Origin of the sequence: Nonomuraea purpurea (genome assembly GCF_042650645.1) — a bacterium.
GTDB classification, from domain to species: domain Bacteria; phylum Actinomycetota; class Actinomycetes; order Streptosporangiales; family Streptosporangiaceae; genus Nonomuraea; species Nonomuraea purpurea.
Genome location: NZ_JBHSBI010000030.1, coordinates 81895 through 101072 on the forward strand (window position 1 = coordinate 81895; position 19178 = coordinate 101072).

Genomic DNA, 19178 nt, shown 5'->3' on the forward strand with positions numbered 1-19178 from the left:
TTGCGTATGGCGGTCATGCGGAGAGTCGCGGCGGGCGTGGTGCTCTGCTGGGCGGCCATGGCCGTCGTGGCCTTGCTCACCAGCGGCCGGCTCGACGAGGTCAGGAAGACCAGCGGCACCTCGATGCTGGCCCGCGACGCCGAGTCCGCGCGCGCCTTCGACCTGCTGGCCAAGCAGGGTGGCAGGGTCGTGCCCGCCCTGGTGGTCTACGAACGCGCGGGGCCGCTCACCCAGGCCGACCGCGCGGCCGTCCAACGCCACGTCGAGCAGTTCGCGAGCGTGTCCGGGGTGGTCGGCGAGGTGTCCGAGCCGGTCCGCAGCGCCGACCGGCACGCGCTCCAGGTGGCGGTGCTGCTGTCGGGAAAACCGGGCATGCTCATCAGCCCCATGGTCGACCAACTGCGCCAGATCGCCGCGGCAGACCGGCCGTCCGGGCTGAACAGCTACGTCACCGGCGCGGGCGGAGCCGCCGCCGACTACGTCGACTCCTTCCGCCACGTCGACACGACCCTCCTGGCCCTGAGCCTGGCGGTGGTGCTGCTGGTGCTGCTGGCCGTCTACCGCAGCCCCATCCTGTGGGTGATCCCCATGCTCGCCGTGGTGGTGGCCTACCTCAGCGCGGCGGCGGCCCTGTACGCGCTCGCGCGGGCCGGACTGGTGAGCGTCAGGGGCGCCACGCCCGAGGTCTTCACCGTGCTGGTGTTCGGCGTGGCCACCGACTACGCGCTGCTGCTCGTCGCCCGATACAGGGAACAGTTGCGCGCCACGGCCGACCAGGCGGCCGCGCTGAAGGCCGCCCTGTCCGGCGGCATCCCCACGGTCGTCGCCTCCGCCCTCACGGTCGCGGGCGGCGTCGGCTGCCTCCTGGTGGCCGACACGAACGCGCTGCGCTCGATCGGCGCCGCCGCGGCCGTCGGCATCGTGATCACGATGGTGGTGATGGTGACGTTCCTGCCCGCGCTGATGCTCCTGGGCGGGCGCCGGGTCTTCTGGCCCGCCACACCCCGGCCCGGCCAGAGCGAGCGCGACCGGCTCTGGCGGCACGTGGCCGCCTTCGTCGGCCGCCGCGCCCGCCTGTCGTGGATGGCGTCGACCCTGCTGCTCGTGCTGCTTTGCGTCGGGCTGGCCACGCTCGACGCCTCGGGCATCCCGCCGTCCGCCCTGTTCACCACCCGCACCGACTCCGTGGCGGGCCACGAGGCCATGCGGCGGCACTTCCCGTCCAGCGCACCCGTGGTCGTGCTCGCCGAGGCCGCCGTCAGCGGCGTGGTGGCCGACGCCGTCAAGGAGGTCGACGGCGTCCTGGCGGCCGAGCCCCGTCCGCCCGCGCGCTGGCAGGCGTTCGACGTCGTGCTTGACGCCGAACCCAACACCGAGGCGGCGCAGCGGCTCGTGACGACGCTGCGCGCGGCCGTGCACGGCGTGGCCGGAGCCTCCGCGCTGGTCGGCGGGTTCACCACCGAGCTCATCGACGTCAAGGACGCCGCCCTCGACGACGCGCTGCTCGTCGCCCCGCTGATCCTGCTGGTGGTCGGGCTGATCCTCGTGCTCCTGCTGCGCTCGCTGGTGGCGCCGCTGCTGCTCATGGGCACGGTCGTGCTGTCCTTCGCCGCCACCCTCGGCCTGTGCTCGGCGCTGTTCTCGCTGCTCGGCTACCCCGTCATGGACGCGTCCTTCGCCCTGTACGCGTTCGTCTTCCTCATCGCCTTCGGCATCGACTACAACATCTTCCTCATGGCCAGGGTGCGCGAGGAGGCCGCCCGGCTGGAGACGCGGCAGGCCACCCTCCACGCGCTGCGCCTGACAGGCGGGGTGATCACGGCGGCGGGGGTCGTGCTGGCGGCGGCGTTCTTCGTCCTGACCGTGCTGCCGCTGGTCCCGGTCATCCAGCTCGGGCTGCTGGTGGCGGTCGGCGTGGTCATCGACACCGTCGTCGTGCGCTCGCTCCTCGTCCCCGCCCTCGCCCACCACATCGGGCCCGTCATCTGGTGGCCGCGGCGTGCAGCTCCATGAGCGCCCGCCCCAGGAGGCCGGGCAACCGCTCCGTCCCGCACACCCCGGCCGCGAACACCCCCGAGAACGACACGGCGGTGTCGGTGTGCAGGATCACGACCATGCCCGCGACACCGGGGGCCAGCGGCGGGACGGCGAAGATCTCCTCGGCGTCGGGCAGCAGCCTGGTCAGGCGGATCGCGCTGAGGTTGAGCCGTTCGGCCGAATTCTTCCTCAGCAGCGGTGAGAGCAGCCTGAGCAGCCCCACGGTGATGCCGGCGGGGATCCGGTAGAGGTCGTTCGCGGCCTGGCGGGTGCGGATGATCTGGGCCACGTTCGTCTGGTCGATCACGCGGCGCAGCCTGGCCATGGGGGCGGGCTCGTCGCACGGCAGGGTGATGGGCAGCAGGCCCGTGTGGTTGCCCACCACCGGATGCCGCCGATCCCCCCGCAACCCGACCGGCAGCGCCACCACCATCTCCCGCCGCCGCCGCCAAACCATCCAGCCCCTCGGCTTCCCAGCCTTCACCTTTCCGGCTCCTCGGGCTTCTGCCCGCACCTTTCCGACATGCTCGACTCGTGAGGGCCTGGCTCCCGGCCTCGCGGCTGCTGGAGTGGTGAGGCTTGGGAGCGTGGGTTGCGGTTTCCTGGCTTTCGGGGGAGTGAGGGGCGTCGAGGTGCCGGCTTTTGGGGGGTCGGCGTTCAAGGGGCCGACGGCCGGGGCTTCGGGAGCCGGGTCCCAGGTCTCGGGATCCCAGGTCTCGGGGTGCCAGGAGCGGAGGGCGCCGGTCACGATCGTGATGCCGATCTGCGCGAGGCTGGCGCCCGTGGCGTGGGCGATGGCGTGGAAGGGCTCGATGTCCAGGCGCGCGACGTGCAGGGTGCGCTCAGGAACGGTGGCGGCGCAGGAGGCGAACCAGCGCGGTGGCGTACCGGCCAACCGCAACAGCCCGCCGAGCGCCCGCCGCACCCCAGCCCCCCGCCGACCATCAGACGCCCACCACCTCCGAGCCGTCGGGCGGTCGGCAGGCGTGTTGCCCGTGGCTGGTCGATCGGCCGGGGGCTCTTGTGCTTCGGGCATCGGCGGGTTGGCAGGGGGCTGGTGCGTTTGCACGTTTGGTCGGGTGGTGGAGGTTTCGTGTGCGTCTGCGGGAGCGTGGGGTGGTCGGTCGGTGGGTTTGGTGGGTGGTGGGGTGGTGTCGGTCAGGGCGCGGATGGTGGCGACGGCGCCTATGCCGTCCTGGAAGGCGTGGTGGGCGCGGTAGTAGAGCACGTGCTCGTCGCCGGCGTACCCGTGCAGGACCAGCAGGCTCCACAGCGGGCGTTCCCGGGAGAGGGGATGTTGCCGCATGGCCTCCATCGCCGCCTGGCGGACGTCGGCCCCTGGCGGCAGCCGGTGGAAGTCGATGTGGTGGGCCGGGTCGAAGGCCGGGTCCGGCTCCCAACACGCCCGGCGTCCTGTGCCGGTCAGCCGGTAGGTCAGGGCGGTGAGCCGGGAGCGCACCGCTTCGGCGACGAGGGCGCGTAGTTCCTCCGGCGATGGCGGCGAGCCGGGGAAGCGGAGGCCGATCCCGAAGTGCATACGCGAATCCTCAGCTGACGCGGCGGTCAACTGAAGGATGTAATGGTCGCCGAAAGTCAGAGGAACATGCATCGTGACCACAATACTTTTCGTGGGTTGAAGATATAGGGCGAAGTCCGGCCTATATTGAGAGTCTGATTCGGGGGTGGCAATCGTTTGTTGGGGACACGGTGGAAATAAGGCCAATAGAAGCACTAATGGTTGGACATTTCGGGCTTATGGCGTTTATCGCCACCCTGGCGCGTGACCGCCTGCCCGACTGGCCGGCCCTGCTGCTCGGCTACGCTCTGGCCACCGTGCTCATCGGGTACGCCCTGCCGTGGTGCGAGCGGCGCCGGCCCGGCAACCGGGCCGTGTCACTCATCAGGTTCGCCGGGCCGCTGCTCGTGCTCCCGTTCGTGTACGCCGCCGCCGCCCGTACGGTCCTCGTCCTGCACGGCCGCTACCTCGACGAGGCCGTGACCACGTGGGAGACGGCCCTGTTCGGCACCTCCCCGAACGCGGCGGTCGCGGCCCTGGCCACGCCCCCGCTGACCGAAGTGCTGATGCTCTGCTACTTCTCCTTCTACGGCTGCTTCCTGCTCCCCTTCATCCTGCGCGGCCAGGGGCGGGCGGCGCTGGCGGAACGGTACCTGTTCGCCGCCCTCCTGACGCTCCTGACCTGCTACCTCGGCTTCATCGCCGTCCCGCTGGCCGGGCCCGCGCTCGAACAGCCGCCCGGCTACCTGATCGCCGCCGTCCAGGACCACATCATGCGGACGCTGGACCCGCCGGGCACCTGCTTCCCCTCACCGCACGTGGCCGGCGCCTGGATCACCCTGCTGTGCCTGCGGCGCTCGCTGTCCGTGCCCGCCCGCCGCGTCCTGTGGACGCTGACCTCGGGCCTGACCGTCGCCGTCGTGTACGCGGGCTACCACTACGTGGTGGACGTCGTCGCGGGACTGGCGGTCGCGCTGGCCGTCCACGCCGTCACGAAGCGGTACGCCGAGCGGCCAGCGCGGCCTCGAATCCCGCTGTGAGCCCCACGGTCGGCGCGAAGCCCAGTTCGCGTACGGCCGCGTCGGGCACGCACGTCCACGCGACCCGCCGCATCTCGCGGACCTTGTCGCGGTTGAGCGCCGGCACGGTGCCGCGCACCCGCCCGGCCAGCTCGGCCACGGCGGCGACGGCCGACACGGCGGCCACAGGAACCGGCAGCACCAGCGGCCCCTGCCGGCCGTCCGCCCTGGCCAGGGCGCGGCAGATGTCGCGCCAGTCGTAGGCGTTGCCGTCGCTGATCGGGTAGAGGCCGGCCAGGGGGTCGCCGGGGTCGAGGACGGGGGCGTCGCCGGAGGCGGCGGCGAGCAGGGCGGCGCACAGGTCGTCCACGTAGACCAGACCGAAACGCCGGGGACCGAGCCCGGCCTGGACGGCCAGCCCCAGCCTGACCATCGGCAGCAACGCCGGCAACAGCGCAGCCTCGCCGGGACCGTACACGATGCCGGGGCGCAGGATCACCGACGGCACCCGCCGGGCGTAGGCGCGTACGGCCCGCTCACCCGCCAGCTTGCTGGCGCCGTAGACGGAGACGGGGGACCGCGCGGCCAGGGAGGAGCAGAACACCAGGCGCGGCGGGCGGGCGCGGGCGGCCAGCGCGCGCACCAGCCGGGCGGTCCCGTCGCGGTTGACCGCCCAGAAACCGGCCGAGGTGCGCGACTTGAGCACGGCGGCCAGATGGATCACACGATCGGCTCCGTCGAGCGCCTCGGCGAGGCCGCGCCCCTTCACCAGATCGCCGTGGACGACCCGGACGCCGAGCGCGCCCAGCGCGGACGCCCGAGCCGACGGGCGGGCCAGCGCGGTGACCGCGTCGCCACGCGCCAGGATCATCCCGGTCAGCCGCCGGCCGACGAAGCCCGTCGCCCCCGTGATCAGGTAGCGGGTCACAGCGCGCGCTGGTAGATCCGGTAGGTCTTGGCACGGGTGCAGCCGCCGGCCTCCAGGAAGCGGTTGACGGCCGTGTTGTCCTCGAGCGTCCAGCCGAGTTCGACGCCGCCCTGGTAGGCGGAGGCCTTGAGCGCCTCGTGGACGCGCACGTACAGCAGCGTCTCGATGCCGCACCCCCGCAGACGCGGCACGACACCGAAGAGCATCGCCCGCGTGCGGTCGATGCGGGGGGTCGCCAGCAACATGCGCGCCAGATCGACCAGCCGCCCGGTGCGGGTCGTGTTGCCGTGCATGGCGGACAGCGCCTGGTTGACGTCGGGCACGACCAGCACGACGCCGACCGGCTCGCCCGCCACCTCGGCCAGGAGGACGAACCGGGGGTCGATCATCGGGCGCAGGCGCCGTGCCAGCACCGCGAACTCCTCGTCGGTGGCCGGCGTGAAGCCCCAGTTGTGCCGCCACGCGCTTTCGTAGACGTGCCTGATGCGCTGCGCCTCGGCGTCGAAGTCGGCCAGGTCGAGGGGCCGGACGGACAGCCGCTTGCGCCGCTGCACGAAACCGGCGATGCGCAGCAGCCGCTCGTCCAGCGGGCTCAGGTCATGCGACCAGGCCCACAGGTCCTTGGCCTTGCGCAAGCCGCACGTCTCCAGCAGTGCCGGGTAGTAGGCCGGGTTGTAGGGCATCATCACCCGCGGCGCGGAGTCGAACCCCTCCACCAGCAGCCCGCACTCTTCGTGGGTGGTGAAGTTGACCGGCCCGACCATCGTCTCCAGCCCCCGCCCGCGCAGCCACTGCGCGGCGGCGTCGAACAGCGTCTCGGCAACCGAGGGGTCGTCCACGCACGCGAACTGGCAGAACAAGCCGTCGCGCGCCTGGTGGGCGGCATTGTGGCGGGGATTGTCGACGGCGGCGATCCGGCCCAGCACCTTCCCCTTGCCGCGCACCATGAACAGCTCGGCCTCGCCGTAGGCGAAGAACGGATTGAGCTCTCTGTCCACGGGGCGCCGGGCCTCGCTCGGCAGAGGCGGCACGAAGACGGGGTCGTCGGCGTGGAGCCGGTTGGGCGCCTCGACGAAGTGCTTGAGATCGTCGCGCGTGCGGACGGGATCAAGTGTTCGGAGCGAAGACAAGGCTGGCATTGTGGCCTCCGAACGCGAACGAATTGGACAGGACGGCGCCGGGCGCGATGGGACGCGGGCGGCGGATCACGTCGATCTCGCAGAGCGGGTCCTGGGCGTCGAGGTTGATGGTGGGCGGCGCCAGGAGCTCGTGCAGGGTCAGCGCGGAGGCGACGGCCTCGATGGCCCCCGCGGCGCCGATCGCGTGGCCGATGACGCTCTTGATCGAGGTGACCGGCGCCTGGCCGGCCAGCCGGGCGATCACGCGCGCCTCGGTGACGTCGTTGAGCGGCGTGCCGCTGCCGTGGGCGTTGACGTGCGTGACGTCCGCCGGTGACAGGCGCGCGTCGGCCAGCGCCTGGCGGACGCAGCGCTCGGCGCCCGCGCCGTCGGGGTCGGGCGTCGTCAGGTGGTGGGCGTCGGAGGTGCGGCCGTAACCGGCCAGCTCCGCGTACACGCGGGCGCCCCGGCGTACGGCGTCGTCGAGGCGTTCGAGCACCACGAAGGCGGCGCCCTCGGCCAGGACGAAGCCGTCGCGGGCGGCGTCGAAGGGCCGCGAGGCCCGCTCGGGCTCGGCCACCCGCTGCGACAGCGCGCCGCACCGGTGGAAGGCGAGCAGGATGGTCGGCGACACGCATGCCTCCGCGCCGCCCGCCACCACCAGGTCGGCCGAGCCGTCGCGCAGCAGGCGCAGCCCCTCGCCGATCGCGTGGCCGCCCGAGGCGCACGCCGTCGACACCGTCAGGCTCGGGCCGAGGATCCGGTGCCGCATGCTGACGAACGCGGCGGCGGCGTTGTGCATCACCTTCGGCACGTACAGGGCGGTCGGGCCGCCGGGGCCGAGCAGGGTGGACTCGGCGGTCTCGTTGCCGCCCAGCCCGGTGCCCGTCACGACCGCGCGGCGCTCGGGCGGGACCTCCGTCGGCCCGGCGTCGCCGATCGCGTCGGCGGCGGCGCAGACGGCCAGCAGCGTCGTGCGGTCCATCCTGCGGGCCTGCTTGCCCGTCACGTAGTCGCCGGGGTCGAAGTCGGGGACCTGGCAGGCGAAGCCGACCGGCAGCCCCGAGGCGTCGAACGAGCTGATCGTACGGGCGGTGGACCGGCCGTCGAGCAGCGTGCTCCAGAAGGTCTTGACGTCGTTTCCCGCCGGGGTGCGCACACCCAGCCCGGTGACGGCGACCCGGATGCGTCCGCTCATCAGAGCGCGGCCCGGACCAGCATGACCACGTCTTCCAGCGTGCGGGCCGCTTTGGCGGTCTCGAGGTCGACGACGAGCGCGAAGCGGTCTTCTGTCGCCGCCGCCAGCTCGGCCATGTCGAGGCTGTCGGCCTCCAGCTCCTCGCGCAGGTCGGCGTCGCGGGTGATCACCGCCGGGTCGACCGAGAGGATTTTCGCGCAGATGGAGCGCAACTCCTGGAAGACTTCGTCGTCACTCATGCCCACGTCCTTTCGTTGATCTACGCACGAGGACGATTACTCTACTATTACACTTGATCACTGTCAGCTACTATCTGCAGGCTGGAAGGTTGTCATGGGAACGCTCGCGTTCGGGAAGGCGGCGGCCGCACTGTGATGGACGCCTTCAGCAAATGTCGGCTCTCTCCCGACATCGAGGCGCTCGTCGCCTCCGGCCACTACCCCTTCTACCTGCCGGTCGAGGAGCGGCTCGACGACGGCGAGGTCGTGGTCGACGGCCGCCGCGTCCTGATGGCCGGCTCCAACGACTACCTGGCGTTGTCGAACGACCCCCGGGTCAAGGCGGCCGGCATCGACGCGCTGCGCCGGCTGGGCGCGGGCAACTCCGGCTCCCGCGCGCTCAACGGCACGCTCGAACTGCACCGCACGCTGGAGGCCGAGCTCGCCGCGTTCCTCGGCCACGAGGCGGCCATGGTGGTCTCCACCGGCTACCAGGCCAACCTGGCCCTGAGCCCGCTGTTCGGCCCGCGCGACCTGCTGCTCGCCGACCGCTACATCCATGCCTCCTTGATCGAGTCCGCCCGGCTCGGCCAGGCCGAGCTGCGGCGCTACCGGCACAACGACGTCGCCCAGCTCGGCCGGCTGCTGGAGGGCGCCGATCCGGAGGCAGGGCGGCTGATCCTCACCGAGGGCATGTTCTCCGTCACCGGCGACCTGGCCGACCTGCCCGCCATCACCGGGCTGGCCGCCCGGCACGGCGCCCGCGTCATCCTCGACAGCGCCCACGACGCCGGCCTGCTCGGCGCCGGCGGGCGCGGGGCGGCCGAGCACCACGGGGCCCGCGTCGACGTGCAGACCGTCACCTTCTCCAAGTGCTTCGGCACGATCGGCGGCGCCGTCGCCGGGCCCCGGCGGGTCATCGACTACCTGCGTCACTGCGCGCGCTCCGCGCTGTTCTCCGCCTCGCTGCCGGCGGCGTGCACGGCGGCGGAGCTGGCCGCCCTCGGGGTCGTCCGCGCCGAGCCGGAACGCCGCCGCCGGGTGCTGGCCGCGGCCGAGAGCCTGCGTTCCGGGCTGGCGGCGCTCGGGCTGCCCGTGGCGCCGGGGTTCGCGCCGACCGTTCCCCTGGTCGTGGGCGACCCCGAGCTGTGCTGCCGGCTCTGGTCCGAGCTGCTCCGCGAGGGGGTGCTGGCCAACGCGATGCTGCCGCCGAGCGTCCCCGAGGGCAGGGCGCTGATCCGCCTGAGCGTCACCGCGGCCCACACACAAGCCGCCGTCGCGCGGCTCCTCGACGCGGTCGCGACCGCGGCCGAGCGCCTGGGCCTGGTGCCCGCCGCCGTCGGAGGCGGCCGGTGCTGAACTGGGAGCCGTGGGCCGGCACCGCCGTGCTGCCGGCGACGCTGGTGCTGGGGGAGCGGGTCGTCGATGCCATGTTCGGCCGTACGGGGGGCATGTTCGCCCTGTGGATCCCCGGGGTCGGCCGCAGCGTGATGGTGCGCGACCCCGCGCTGATCAGGCAGGTCCTGCTCGCCCCCGAGGGCGTCGTCGACGACGCCGAGGTCAACCGCGTTCAGGAGCCCATCATCGGCCGCCAGGGCCTGGCCGTGCTCGACGAGGAGGGCAACCGCCGCATCCGGCAGATCATGCTGCCCGCCCTGCGCCCCTCGGCCCTGCTCCACATGCGCGAGACGGCGCAGGCGCTCGCGCGGCGCGTGGTGGCCGACTGCCCGCTCGGCACGCCGTTCCCGCTGGGGCCTCGGCTGCGTACTGCGATGGTCGAGGCGATCCTGGCGCTCACGCTGGGCGTCGAGCGGCCGGGCGAGTCGGCCGCGTGGATGCGCGCGCTGTGGCGGGTCTTCCAGCCGGCCGTCGGCGCCGAGATCACGCTCAGGTACATGCTGCGCCACGCCGGCGGGCTGGCCACCTGGCGCTCCTTCCATCGCAGGCGGGAGGCGTGCGACCGGATGATCTACGCCGAGATCGGCCGCCGCAGGGCCGGCCCCGACCGCGACGACCTGCTCGGCGTGCTCATGCGCGCGCGGGACGACAACGGCGCCAGGCTCACCGATCAGGTGCTGCGCGACCAGGTGATGAGCATCATCGCGGGCGCCCGCACGACCACCGCCACGGCGCTCGCCTGGACCGTCGAACGGCTGGTACGCCATCCCGACGCCCTCCGGCGGCTGACGGGGGAGAGCGACGAGGGGGCCGACGACGGCTACGCGAGCGCGGTGTGTTACGAGGCGCTGCGGGTGCGGCCGCCGGTGGCGTTCTTCGGCAGGCAGGTGCTGCGCGCGTTCGAGCTGGGCGACCGCAGGCTGCGGCCGGGCACGTCCATCATCGTCCACCTGCGTGCCCTGCACCACGATCCCGAGCTCTACCCGGAGCCGGCGGCCTTCCGTCCAGAACGCTGGCTCGGCCGGCGGCCTGGCGGCTTCGGGTGGATGCCGTTCGGCGGCGGGCGGCGCACGTGCGTGGGCGACCGGCTGGCGCTGCTGCTGATGAAGACGTTCCTGCGGGAGTTCACCCGCTCGGTGACGCTCGCGCCGGCCACGGCCCGCGACGAGCCCATCCGGTGGCGGGCGGTTTCCAACCTGCCGGGCGACGACTGCCGCGTCGTGCTCCACTGCAGGGCCGGGGGAGGGTGATCCGGCCGTTTCGACCGGATCACCGTGTTCGTCGGACGGGTCAGGAGACCGTCAGGTAGAACGCGACGTCGCGTGGCTCGCCGACGGCGTTCTGGCTGTGCACCGCGATGGTCTGGAAGTGGTCGTGCTCGCATTGCTGCGTCCCGACCTCCACCGACAGCGTGCGCGGGAACGGGTAGTGCCCCGCGAGCGTGGCCTGGATCGCTACAGGCCCGTCAAGGTTGACGCCGTCGCTCAGGACCACGCAGTAGTTGCCGGTGCTGGTGCGGAACGTGCGAAGGACGTTCTTGCTGGGCCCTCGGCTGCCGTCAGGGCGGACCAGCGCCGCCGCCTGGGCGTACGGCGCGTCCGCGAGGGCGACGGCCGGCGACATCACGGTCGCCGCGGCGAGCGCGCCCGCCGCGATGCGCATCATGGTCTTCATATCAGTGTCCTTTCGGTCCCGATCAGAGGATCGCGAAGTCGAAGCCGCCGTCGGCGAGCTGGCCCGAGGCGCTGTTGTAGACGTGGACGGCGACGGTGTTGTCCTCGTTGCAGGTCGGCGACGGGTGCCTGAAGGCGATCTGGGGCAGCCTCACCGGGTCGCGTGAGGTGATCTGGATCAGTGCCTCCCGCACGTCCACGCTGCTGCGGACCCGCACGCAGTACTTGCCCCTGCTGACGAGGCGTGAGGAGACGACGTTCTTGAAGTTGTTGAGCGTGCCGTTCGCGTCGACGATCGCCGCGGCTCTCGCGTACGGGGCGTAGATGTCGGCGTGCGCCCCGGGGCCGGCGGTCAGAACGAGACTGGTGGCCAGCATGAGCCCACCCGCCAGGGTGTGGCGGAGCATAGAGGTCCCCCTTCGATTACACACAGAAATGATCTGTAGCGAAAAGTAAGTCCGCGGGTGGGGACGCGCCACGAACCACCCCGCAGCACGATGCTCAAAGAATCTTGACTGGGGGCGTGCGAACTCTTTCAGCCGTTGTGGCGTCCGCAGGCCGATCCGCCCGCCGGATCGGTCCGGGAATCCGGCCTTGGCGCCCGGCGGAGGGGTGTGCGGCCGGGGGAAAGCCGGTGCGGTCAGGAGCCGGGGAGTGAGGGGGCGGGGGCGGTGCTTTCGCGGATGACGAGGCTGGTGGCGAGTTCGACCCGCAGCGTCTCCGGCTCCTGGCCGGAGATGAGCTGCACGAGCATGCGGACGGCCATCGCCGCCATGTTGGCCAGCGGCTGGCGCACGGTGGTGAGCGTGGGCGCGACCCACTGGGCGAAGGACAGGTCGTCGAACCCGACCACGCTGAGGTCATCCGGCACCCGCAGCCCGAGCTCCCCGGCCGCCCGGTACGTGGCCAGCGCCTGCAGGTCGTTGCCCGCGAAGACGGCCGTCGGCCGCTCCGGCAGGCGGAGCAGCTCAAGGGCGTGGTGGTAGGCGGGTTCGTGGCTGTAGTCGCCGTGCCGCACCAGCGCCGGGTCCGCTTCCAGGCCGGCCTGGTCGAGGGCGGCGCGGAAGCCGTCGAGCCGGGCCCTGGACGTCAGCCGGTGCGCGGGCCCGGTGATCATCGCGATTCGCCGGTGGCCGAGCTCGATCAGGTGTTTGGTGGCGGTGAAGCCGCCGTTCCAGCTCGTGGAGCCGACCGAGGGCACGTTCGGGCCCTCGTCCACGGACGGCTGCACGACCACGAACGGGATGCCGAGCCGGTTCAGCTCGCGCTCCTGGGCGGCGGAGAGCTCGGAGATGACCAGGATCGCGCCCAGCGATCCGCGGGTGCCGAGGTCGTCGAGCCACTTGCGGGCCAGGTTGCTCCGCCCGTGGACGGCCGAGACGACCAACCCCATGCCCTCGGCCTGCAGCGCCTCCTCGGCGCCCCTGATCAGCTCCACCGCCCACGGGTTGTCCAGCTCGTTGATGACGAACTCGATCAGCCCGCCCGGCTGCTCGTAGCGGCCGGGCAGCGTGTAACCGTGCTGGCCGAGCAGGCGCTGAACCTTGCCCCGGGTTTTCGCCGAGACATCCGATCTTCCATGCAGCACTTTGGACACCGTCGAGACCGAAACGCCGGCCTTGGCCGCGATGTCGGCCATCGTACTGCGCCGTTCCGTCGTGATGTTGTCCACTGTGCACATCCCTCCCGCACTCAAGTCTGCCGCCCGAACCGACCCCTTGACGACATCCGATGTCTCGGGCAAATGAGTGTAAGGTTTCGCACCCACTAGACGGCGGCGGTCGCTTGGTGACGCCGGCCTCCTCGGCCGCCGACTCCAGGGGCAGGGGGGCGATGCTGTCGCGCTCCGTCACGCGGATGGCCGCGTCCAGGATCCGGTTTCGCTGACTCGGTCGCATAGTCATAACTATGCCTTCTAGAAGGTACAGTTAGGATCCAGGTGGTCGCGCAGGGCGGCGGGATCGTTGAAGGAGAAGCGGTTCGACTCTCCGACGTGCGGCGAGCCGACGCGGGAGAACAGCAGCCGCAGGTACGTCCACGCGTCGGTGATCGTGCCCACCGTGGACCTGGCGTTCCCGCCGATCCGCCGCTGGTCGATCAGCACGACCGGGGAAAGGCCCTCGATCTCGTCCGTCTCGGGACGGGTCCACTTCGGCAGCCGGTTGCGGGCGAACGGCGGGAAGGTCTCGTTGAGCTGGTGTCCCGCCTCCGCCGCGATCGTGTCGAACAGGAGGGACGACTTGCCCGACCCCGACACCCCGACGAACACGATGAGCCGGCCGCGTGGGAGGTCCACGTCCAGGCACTTCAGGTTGTTGGTACGGGCACCGCGGATGCGGATGATGTGCTGTGGCATGAGACGAGGCTATGCATGGATGTGGCCAGATTATGGCCGCATTTTTGGGAAGAACGGGCTCCATGGCCGACGTCACCCAGCGCATCCTCGCCCTGCTGGCCACGCTCCAGACCGGCCGGGCGTTCAGCGGCGACGAACTCGTCGCGCGGCTCGGCGTCAGCCCCAGGACCCTGCGCCGCGACATCGACCGCCTGCGCGAGTACGGCTATCCCGTCCAGACCCGGCCGGGCCCGGGGGGCCACTACCGGCTCACCGCCGGCGCCGCGCTGCCGCCGCTCGTGCTCGACGACGAGGAGGCGATCGCGACCCTGCTCGGGCTGGCCGCCCTCGCCGCCACCGGCAGCGCCGCGGAAGGCAGCCTGGATGAGGCCGCCACCCGCGCCTACGGCAAGGTCGACCAGTTCCTGCCCAAGCGGCTGCGGCACCGGGCCGGCCGGCTCCGCGCCAGCCTGGAGACCGGCACCGCCGCCGCCCCGAGCGTCAGCGCCGAAGTCCTGGCTTCGCCGGCCGACGCCATCCAGCGCCACCACGTCGTCACCTTCGACTACGTCGGCAAGGACGGCACCGCCACGTCCCGGCGGGTCGACCCTTACCGCCACGTTCATCAGAACCTGCGCTGGTACCTGCTGGCCTGGGACACGGAGAAGACCGCCTGGAGGGTTTTCCGCGTCGACCGCATCAGCGACCTGCGGGTGACGACCAGCACATACCCTCCGAGGCCCCTGCCTGCCGACACCGCGCTCGACTACCTGCGGCAGGGGTTCGACAAGGACCGCGAACGCGTCGTCCTCACCGTGGAGGCGCCGCCGGCCGCCGTCGCCGACACCTTCAAGTACCAGGACGCCGAGCTCGTGGCCCTGGGCGAGCGGCGGACCCGGGTCGTGCTGATGCTCGACACCTGGCAGTGGCTGATCCTGAACCTCGCCTTTCTGGACGCCGACTTCGCCGTCTGCGAACCAGTCGCGTTCAGGACCGCCTGTCAGACCTTCGGCGCCCGCCTGCTCGCAGGGTTGGATCAGGGGAGCCTGACCTCGGCGAACACCGGACGATGATCGGTTCTCCGCAGTTCCAGCACGCGGAAGTCCCGCACCGCCATCCGCGAGTCCACCAGCACGTGGTCGATCGCCACGCCGGGCAGCCGCCAGGTGCGGCCCAGCGCCTGCGGCCAGGTCGCCGTGAGCCCGCCTCCCATGACGTCGGCCGCGTCCCGATAGCCGGACGCCAGCAGCTCACGCATCGGCAGGTGGTCGAGCGTGGCGTTGAAGTCGCCCGCCAGCAGCCGCAACTCCCCACCCCCGCGCGGCAGCGCGTCGAGGCCGTCCTGCCAGCACGGTTGCCGGCCGATGCGCTTGGGCGCGCACGGGTGCACGGAGACGATCTCCACGCGGGCCCCGCCGGGATGCGCGAGCCATGCCCTGGCCTGCCCGAACCCGCCCAGCTTGATCGTCTCTCCGGCCGTCAGCGGATGCCGCGCGTACACGGCGGACCCGCCGACCCCCGGCAACGGCCGCGTGACGGCGTGCGGCAACCTCTCGCGCAGTCCCGTCTCCTCCAGCCGCCGCATCGCATCCGGCGTGAACTCCTGCAACGTCAGCACGTCCGGCCGCACCTGGTCGACCAGGGCCATCAGCTGGGCCGTGTCCGCCTGGCCCACCAGCAGGTTGGCCGCCAGCACCCGCACCACCGGCCCGCCCGCTGCCGGATTGCCGTCGGCGAAGGCCCGGGGCACGACGGCAAGGCCCAACGCCACCACGGCCGCGATTCCCACGACCCCTGCCGCCCGGCGTCTCAGCATCCAGGCCAGCGCTCCGGCGGCGATCGCCCCGGCCGCCGCGTAGGGCGTGTATGCCACCACCGGCACCCACGGCCAGTCCGGCTCGAACCCGCTCAGCCGCAGCAGCGCCCACCCGGCGAACGGTACGACGGCGATCCAGCTCATCCATGTGCGCATATCTCTGTATCGCCACATAGCCCGATATGCGTTCATGTTCAGCCAGGGGCGTCAGGCGCCCTCCACCGCGTGCGTGACCAGCGTCGTCAGCACGTTCTTGACCGAATCGCGCTCGCGCACGTCGCACAGCACGACCGGGATGCTCTCGTTCAGCCCGAGCGCCCGCCGTACCTTGGCCGGGTCGTAGCGGCGGGCGCCGTCGAAGCAGTTCACGCCGACCACGAACGGGATGCCACGCTGCTCGAAATAGTCCACCGCGGGGAAAGAGTCCTCCAGACGGCGGGTGTCGGCCAGGACGACGGCGCCCAGCGCGCCCAGCGCCAGCTCGTCCCACATGAACCAGAACCGGTCCTGCCCCGGCGTCCCGAACAGATACAGCCACAACCCCTCGCGGAAGGTGATGCGGCCGAAGTCCAGCGCCACCGTGGTGGTGATCTTGGCCTCCACGCCCGAGGTGTCGTCCACCCCGACGCCCCGCTCGCTCAGCAGCTCCTCGGTGTGCAGCGGCCGGATCTCGCTGATCGTGCCGACCATGGTCGTCTTGCCGACACCGAAACCGCCCGCGATGAGGATCTTGATGGCCAGGGCCGAGGCGACCGCGGTCGCGCCCGGCTCAGAGGCTGCGAAGTCCATCCAGCACTTCCCTGTAGATGCGTTCGTCGATGGTCTGGGCGACCGGGCGCGGGCGCTCGATGCTGATCAGCCCCTCTCGCCGCAGGTCGCCCAGGATCACCCGGGTGATGTTGAGCGGCAGCTTGAGGTGCGCCGCGACGTCGGCCACCGGCGTGGGCCGGCGGCACAACGACAACACGGCGTGGTGCTCGGGGACCAGATCCGCGGGCTCGACGTCGCCGGCCGTCGTGACGATCGCCACCAGGTCGAACGCCTCGCCCTGTGGCCGCGCCCTGCCGCCGGTCAGGCCGAACAGCCGGATCAGCGGCCCGGGATCCTCCCCTGTCACGATCTCTCGCCGTTCCAGGCGGGTGCCGGCGCCGCTCCCCTCGGCTGCGAGGACAGGTGCTCGCCGACCCGCTTGACCAGGAGCGCCATCTCGTAGGTGACCATGCCCAGCTCGGCGTCGGCGGAGGCGAGCACGGCCAGCCTGGCGCCCTGCCCGGCCGCCGTGACGAACAGGAAGCCCTCCTCCATCTCGATGATCGTCTGCCGGACGCCGCCCAGCCCGAAGTGCCGTCCGGCGCCCATGGCGAGGCTGTGGCTGCCGGCCGAGATGGCGGACAGGTGCTCGGCGTCCTCACGGGTCAGCTTCTGGGAACCGCCCATGGCCAGCCCGTCGGCCGACAGCACGATGGCGTGCCGGATGCCGGGGACGCGCTGGGTGAGGTCGTCAAGGAGCCAGCTCAGTTCATTTCTGGGGTCGGGCATCGGGATGGTCGTCCTTTCGAGTCCACACGTCTTGTCCCTGCTCGGCCTGGCGGCGGCCCTGCTGCCAGCCGCGTTGCATGGACGACATGAGCTTGGAGAGTTCCTCCGGCGAGCGCGCCGAGACCTGGCGGCGGTCCGCGCGCCTGGGGGTGCGCAACTGGGGAACCATGTTGGCCTGCGGTATCCGCATCGGCAGCCCGTCGAGGTCCTCGTCCGCCTCCTGGGCGGGAACCGTCACGCTCCAGTGTGCGGGCGGACCTGGAGGTTCGGGTCTGGGGGCGGCCGTGAACAGGGAGGCGCGTTCGAGCTCTGAGGACGCGGTCACCGCGCGTGGCGCGGGCCGGTCCGTCATGGCCGCCGCCGCGCTGAGCGTGCGCACCGGCCTGCTCACCCGGTCGGCGATCTCGCCCGTGGGGCGGGGCACCGGCGTGAGCGCCGGCAGGTCGGTGGTGGCGAGCAGAGCGGCGGGCAGCAGCACGATCGCGGTGGTCCCGTCATACGGGGAGCGGCGCAACACGATCTTGATGCCGTGCCGGGCCGCGAGCCTGGCCACCACGAACAGGCCGAGCCGGTCGCTGTCGGCCAGGTCGAACTCCGGCGGGTGGGCCAGTTTGGCGTTGAGCTCGTCCATGGTGGCCTCGTTCAGACCCAGGCCCCGGTCCTCGACCTCCAGCGCGAGCCCGTTGGCCGCCGTCGTGGTGCGGATGTGCACGGTCGTGTCCGGCGGGGAGAAGACGGTGGCGTTCTCCACCAGTTCGGCGACCAGGTGGATCACGTCGGTGACCGCGGTGCCGACCAGCAGCGGGGCGTTCGGCATCGGCACGACGGTGACGCGGGTGTAGTCCTCGACCTCCAGCACGGCCGCGCGTACGACGTCGAACAGCGGCACCGGGTCACGCCAGCGGCGCGCGGGGGCCGAGCCGGACAGGATGATCAGGTTCTCCGCGTGCCGCCGCATGCGGGTGGTCAGGTGGTCCAGCTTGAACAGGTCCTCCAGGACCTCCGGCTCCTCGACCCGGCGTTCCATGGTGTCGAGCAGCGCGAGCTGGCGGTGGAGCAGAGCCTGGTTGCGCCAGGCCAGGTTGAGGAAGACCTGGCTGACGCCCTTGCGCAGGGTCGCCTGGCCCACCGCGGCCTCCACGGCCGTGCGGCGTACGGCGGAGAAGGCGTGCACCACGCGGTCGACCTCGGCCGTGTCGGCGCGGTCGAGGCCGGGGGCCTCCGTGGCCGGGTCGACGACGTCGCCCCTGCGCAGCCGCTCGACCAGCCGGGGCAGCCGCTCCTCGGCCAGCTCCGTCGCCGTCGCCTGCAGCCGCTTGAGCTCCTCGACCAGCGAGCGGCCGAACCGGTAGGACAGCACCACCGACAACACCACCGCGGCCAGGCCCAGGAGCAGGATGAACCCGATCCGCCAGTAAGCCCCGGTCTTCAGCGACTGGGCCTCGGCGGCTGAGCGGGACAGCTCGGCCTGGGTGTCGCGGTTGATCGCGCCGAGGACGACGTCGGTGTCGCTCTTCCACTCGGCGGAGTTCACCGGCGGCGCCCCGTTGGTGTCCCACGCGAACAGCCGGTCCTCGACCTCCACCACCCGCTTGTACGGAGCACCGGCGACCAGCTTGTCGTAGTTGGCCCGCAGATCGGGCCCCGCGTCTCGCCCGGCGTTGGCGAACACCAGCCGGCGGCTCGTCATCGCCGAGACGAACGCGGCCCGGTCGGTGGGGGTCATCCTGCGCTGCACGATCGTGCTGGTGAGCACGGCGTGCTCCCTGCCCAGGTACTCGGCCGCGGAGCTGTAGGCCGCCATGCCGCGTACCGCCTGGTAGGACGAGACGTCGCTCAGCGTGTCGTGGTCGCTGAACTGCCGGTTGGCGACGCTGATCAGGTTGTCGTAGGCGGTGAGGATCGTCAGCGGCGGGGCCAGCACGCCGCCGTCGGCGGAGGCGCGCAGCGACTGCAGCCCGTCGAGCGCCTCCACCAGCGCCCGCATCTGCGCCTGGGTCTCGGCGCCCTCCATCTCGAGGTCGACCGTCTCGATGACCTCGCGCAGGTACTTGACCTTGGCGTCGGTGACCCGCCGCTGTTCGGTCAGCGGCGTGTACGTCGCGGTGCCGCGCGGCGCCTCGGCGGAAAGCTGGCGTTCCCGCTGTAATTCGACGATGAGCTGGAGCACCGGGGAGCCGATGGCCTCCCAGTGGTCCTGCGTGTGAGAGACCCTGGTGATCTCCTCCACGCTGGAATAGGCGATGAACCCCCATAGGGCGACCATGGAGACCAGCGGGAGCACGAGGAGTTTGAGCAGCTTGGTGCGGATCGGTGGGGGGGAGGTCATGCAGATTCCAATTCCGCGGGTGGTGGTGCGCCGCTGGGCAGTCGTGAACCGGTG

The 19178-nt window shown here is 71.8% G+C and carries 19 protein-coding genes; 5 read left to right on the forward strand and 14 right to left on the reverse strand.

Annotation, left to right across the window (positions count from 1 at the left end; translation table 11 throughout):
* The first annotated feature begins 6 nt into the window (after positions 1-6).
* A complete protein-coding gene (locus tag ACFOY2_RS41850; RefSeq protein WP_379533682.1) occupies positions 7-2013 on the forward strand; it encodes an MMPL family transporter in 2007 nt (668 codons plus the stop codon).
* Here the strand turns inward: ACFOY2_RS41850 and ACFOY2_RS41855 are convergent.
* On the reverse strand, positions 1982-3574 hold the full coding sequence (locus ACFOY2_RS41855) for a wax ester/triacylglycerol synthase domain-containing protein (RefSeq protein ID WP_379533683.1): 1593 nt from the start codon (positions 3572-3574) through the stop codon (positions 1982-1984). The two genes, ACFOY2_RS41850 and ACFOY2_RS41855, sit on opposite strands and share 32 nt — an antisense overlap.
* 218 nt (positions 3575-3792) lie before the next feature.
* Here ACFOY2_RS41855 and ACFOY2_RS41860 point away from each other — a divergent pair, with 218 nt between their 5' ends.
* Entirely contained in the window at positions 3793-4593 is an 801-nt protein-coding gene (locus ACFOY2_RS41860) for a phosphatase PAP2 family protein (RefSeq protein ID WP_379533684.1), read from the forward strand.
* On the opposite strand, the gene ACFOY2_RS41865 is transcribed toward ACFOY2_RS41860, so the two are convergent.
* The 4 genes from ACFOY2_RS41865 to ACFOY2_RS41880 are packed head-to-tail and all read right to left on the reverse strand — an operon-like array spanning position 4544 to position 8055.
* Positions 4544-5500 carry an NAD-dependent epimerase/dehydratase family protein gene (locus tag ACFOY2_RS41865; protein ID WP_379533685.1) on the reverse strand — a complete coding sequence of 319 codons (957 nt, stop codon included), beginning with the start codon at positions 5498-5500 and terminating at the stop codon, positions 4544-4546. The two genes, ACFOY2_RS41860 and ACFOY2_RS41865, sit on opposite strands and share 50 nt — an antisense overlap.
* The gene (locus tag ACFOY2_RS41870; protein WP_379533686.1) at positions 5497-6630 is read right to left on the reverse strand and encodes a hypothetical protein; all 1134 of its coding nucleotides are present in this window, start codon (positions 6628-6630) and stop codon (positions 5497-5499) included. The genes ACFOY2_RS41865 and ACFOY2_RS41870 overlap by 4 nt, the downstream gene beginning before the upstream one ends.
* Entirely contained in the window at positions 6608-7816 is a 1209-nt protein-coding gene (locus ACFOY2_RS41875; RefSeq protein WP_379533687.1) for a beta-ketoacyl-[acyl-carrier-protein] synthase family protein, read from the reverse strand. The genes ACFOY2_RS41870 and ACFOY2_RS41875 overlap by 23 nt, the downstream gene beginning before the upstream one ends.
* Positions 7816-8055, reverse strand: coding sequence for an acyl carrier protein (locus tag ACFOY2_RS41880; RefSeq protein ID WP_379533688.1), 240 nt, complete (start codon positions 8053-8055; stop codon positions 7816-7818). Before ACFOY2_RS41880 ends, ACFOY2_RS41875 begins: the two co-directional genes overlap by 1 nt.
* Positions 8056-8190: 135 nt before the next feature.
* Here ACFOY2_RS41880 and ACFOY2_RS41885 point away from each other — a divergent pair, with 135 nt between their 5' ends.
* Together ACFOY2_RS41885 and ACFOY2_RS41890 are read left to right on the forward strand one after the other, a co-directional pair.
* A complete protein-coding gene (locus ACFOY2_RS41885) occupies positions 8191-9393 on the forward strand; it encodes an aminotransferase class I/II-fold pyridoxal phosphate-dependent enzyme (protein WP_379533689.1) in 1203 nt (400 codons plus the stop codon).
* Positions 9387-10682, forward strand: coding sequence for a cytochrome P450 (locus ACFOY2_RS41890; RefSeq protein ID WP_379533690.1), 1296 nt, complete (start codon positions 9387-9389; stop codon positions 10680-10682). The genes ACFOY2_RS41885 and ACFOY2_RS41890 overlap by 7 nt, the downstream gene beginning before the upstream one ends.
* A gap of 40 nt (positions 10683-10722) precedes the next feature.
* Here the strand turns inward: ACFOY2_RS41890 and ACFOY2_RS41895 are convergent, their stop codons facing one another.
* From ACFOY2_RS41895 to ACFOY2_RS41910, 4 genes are all read right to left on the reverse strand, one after another.
* The gene (locus ACFOY2_RS41895; RefSeq protein WP_379533691.1) at positions 10723-11106 is read right to left on the reverse strand and encodes a hypothetical protein; all 384 of its coding nucleotides are present in this window, start codon (positions 11104-11106) and stop codon (positions 10723-10725) included.
* A 22-nt stretch (positions 11107-11128) separates the two neighbouring features.
* A complete protein-coding gene (locus ACFOY2_RS41900; protein WP_379533692.1) occupies positions 11129-11512 on the reverse strand; it encodes a hypothetical protein in 384 nt (127 codons plus the stop codon).
* Positions 11513-11745: 233 nt separating this feature from the next.
* Positions 11746-12777, reverse strand: a complete 1032-nt coding sequence (locus ACFOY2_RS41905) for a LacI family DNA-binding transcriptional regulator (protein ID WP_379533693.1) — start codon at positions 12775-12777, stop codon at positions 11746-11748.
* Positions 12778-13020: 243 nt separating this feature from the next.
* Positions 13021-13461, reverse strand: a complete 441-nt coding sequence (locus ACFOY2_RS41910; protein WP_379533694.1) for a hypothetical protein — start codon at positions 13459-13461, stop codon at positions 13021-13023.
* A 62-nt stretch (positions 13462-13523) separates the two neighbouring features.
* Between ACFOY2_RS41910 and ACFOY2_RS41915 the strand changes: the two genes are divergently transcribed.
* Positions 13524-14513 carry a helix-turn-helix transcriptional regulator gene (locus tag ACFOY2_RS41915; RefSeq protein WP_379533695.1) on the forward strand — a complete coding sequence of 330 codons (990 nt, stop codon included), beginning with the start codon at positions 13524-13526 and terminating at the stop codon, positions 14511-14513.
* On the opposite strand, the gene ACFOY2_RS41920 is transcribed toward ACFOY2_RS41915, so the two are convergent.
* The 5 genes from ACFOY2_RS41920 to ACFOY2_RS41940 all read right to left on the reverse strand — a co-directional run bounded on the left by ACFOY2_RS41920 (position 14477) and on the right by ACFOY2_RS41940 (position 19124).
* A complete protein-coding gene (locus ACFOY2_RS41920) occupies positions 14477-15400 on the reverse strand; it encodes an endonuclease/exonuclease/phosphatase family protein (protein ID WP_379533696.1) in 924 nt (307 codons plus the stop codon). The genes ACFOY2_RS41915 and ACFOY2_RS41920 overlap by 37 nt on opposite strands.
* A gap of 63 nt (positions 15401-15463) precedes the next feature.
* Entirely contained in the window at positions 15464-16045 is a 582-nt protein-coding gene (locus tag ACFOY2_RS41925) for a GTP-binding protein (RefSeq protein ID WP_379533697.1), read from the reverse strand.
* Positions 16026-16373 (reverse strand): DUF742 domain-containing protein, encoded by a 348-nt coding sequence (locus tag ACFOY2_RS41930; protein WP_379533698.1) that lies wholly within the window; start codon positions 16371-16373, stop codon positions 16026-16028. Before ACFOY2_RS41930 ends, ACFOY2_RS41925 begins: the two co-directional genes overlap by 20 nt.
* On the reverse strand, positions 16370-16795 hold the full coding sequence (locus ACFOY2_RS41935; RefSeq protein ID WP_379533699.1) for a roadblock/LC7 domain-containing protein: 426 nt from the start codon (positions 16793-16795) through the stop codon (positions 16370-16372). Before ACFOY2_RS41935 ends, ACFOY2_RS41930 begins: the two co-directional genes overlap by 4 nt.
* A complete protein-coding gene (locus tag ACFOY2_RS41940; protein WP_379533700.1) occupies positions 16776-19124 on the reverse strand; it encodes a sensor histidine kinase in 2349 nt (782 codons plus the stop codon). Before ACFOY2_RS41940 ends, ACFOY2_RS41935 begins: the two co-directional genes overlap by 20 nt.
* Positions 19125-19178 lie beyond the last annotated feature (54 nt).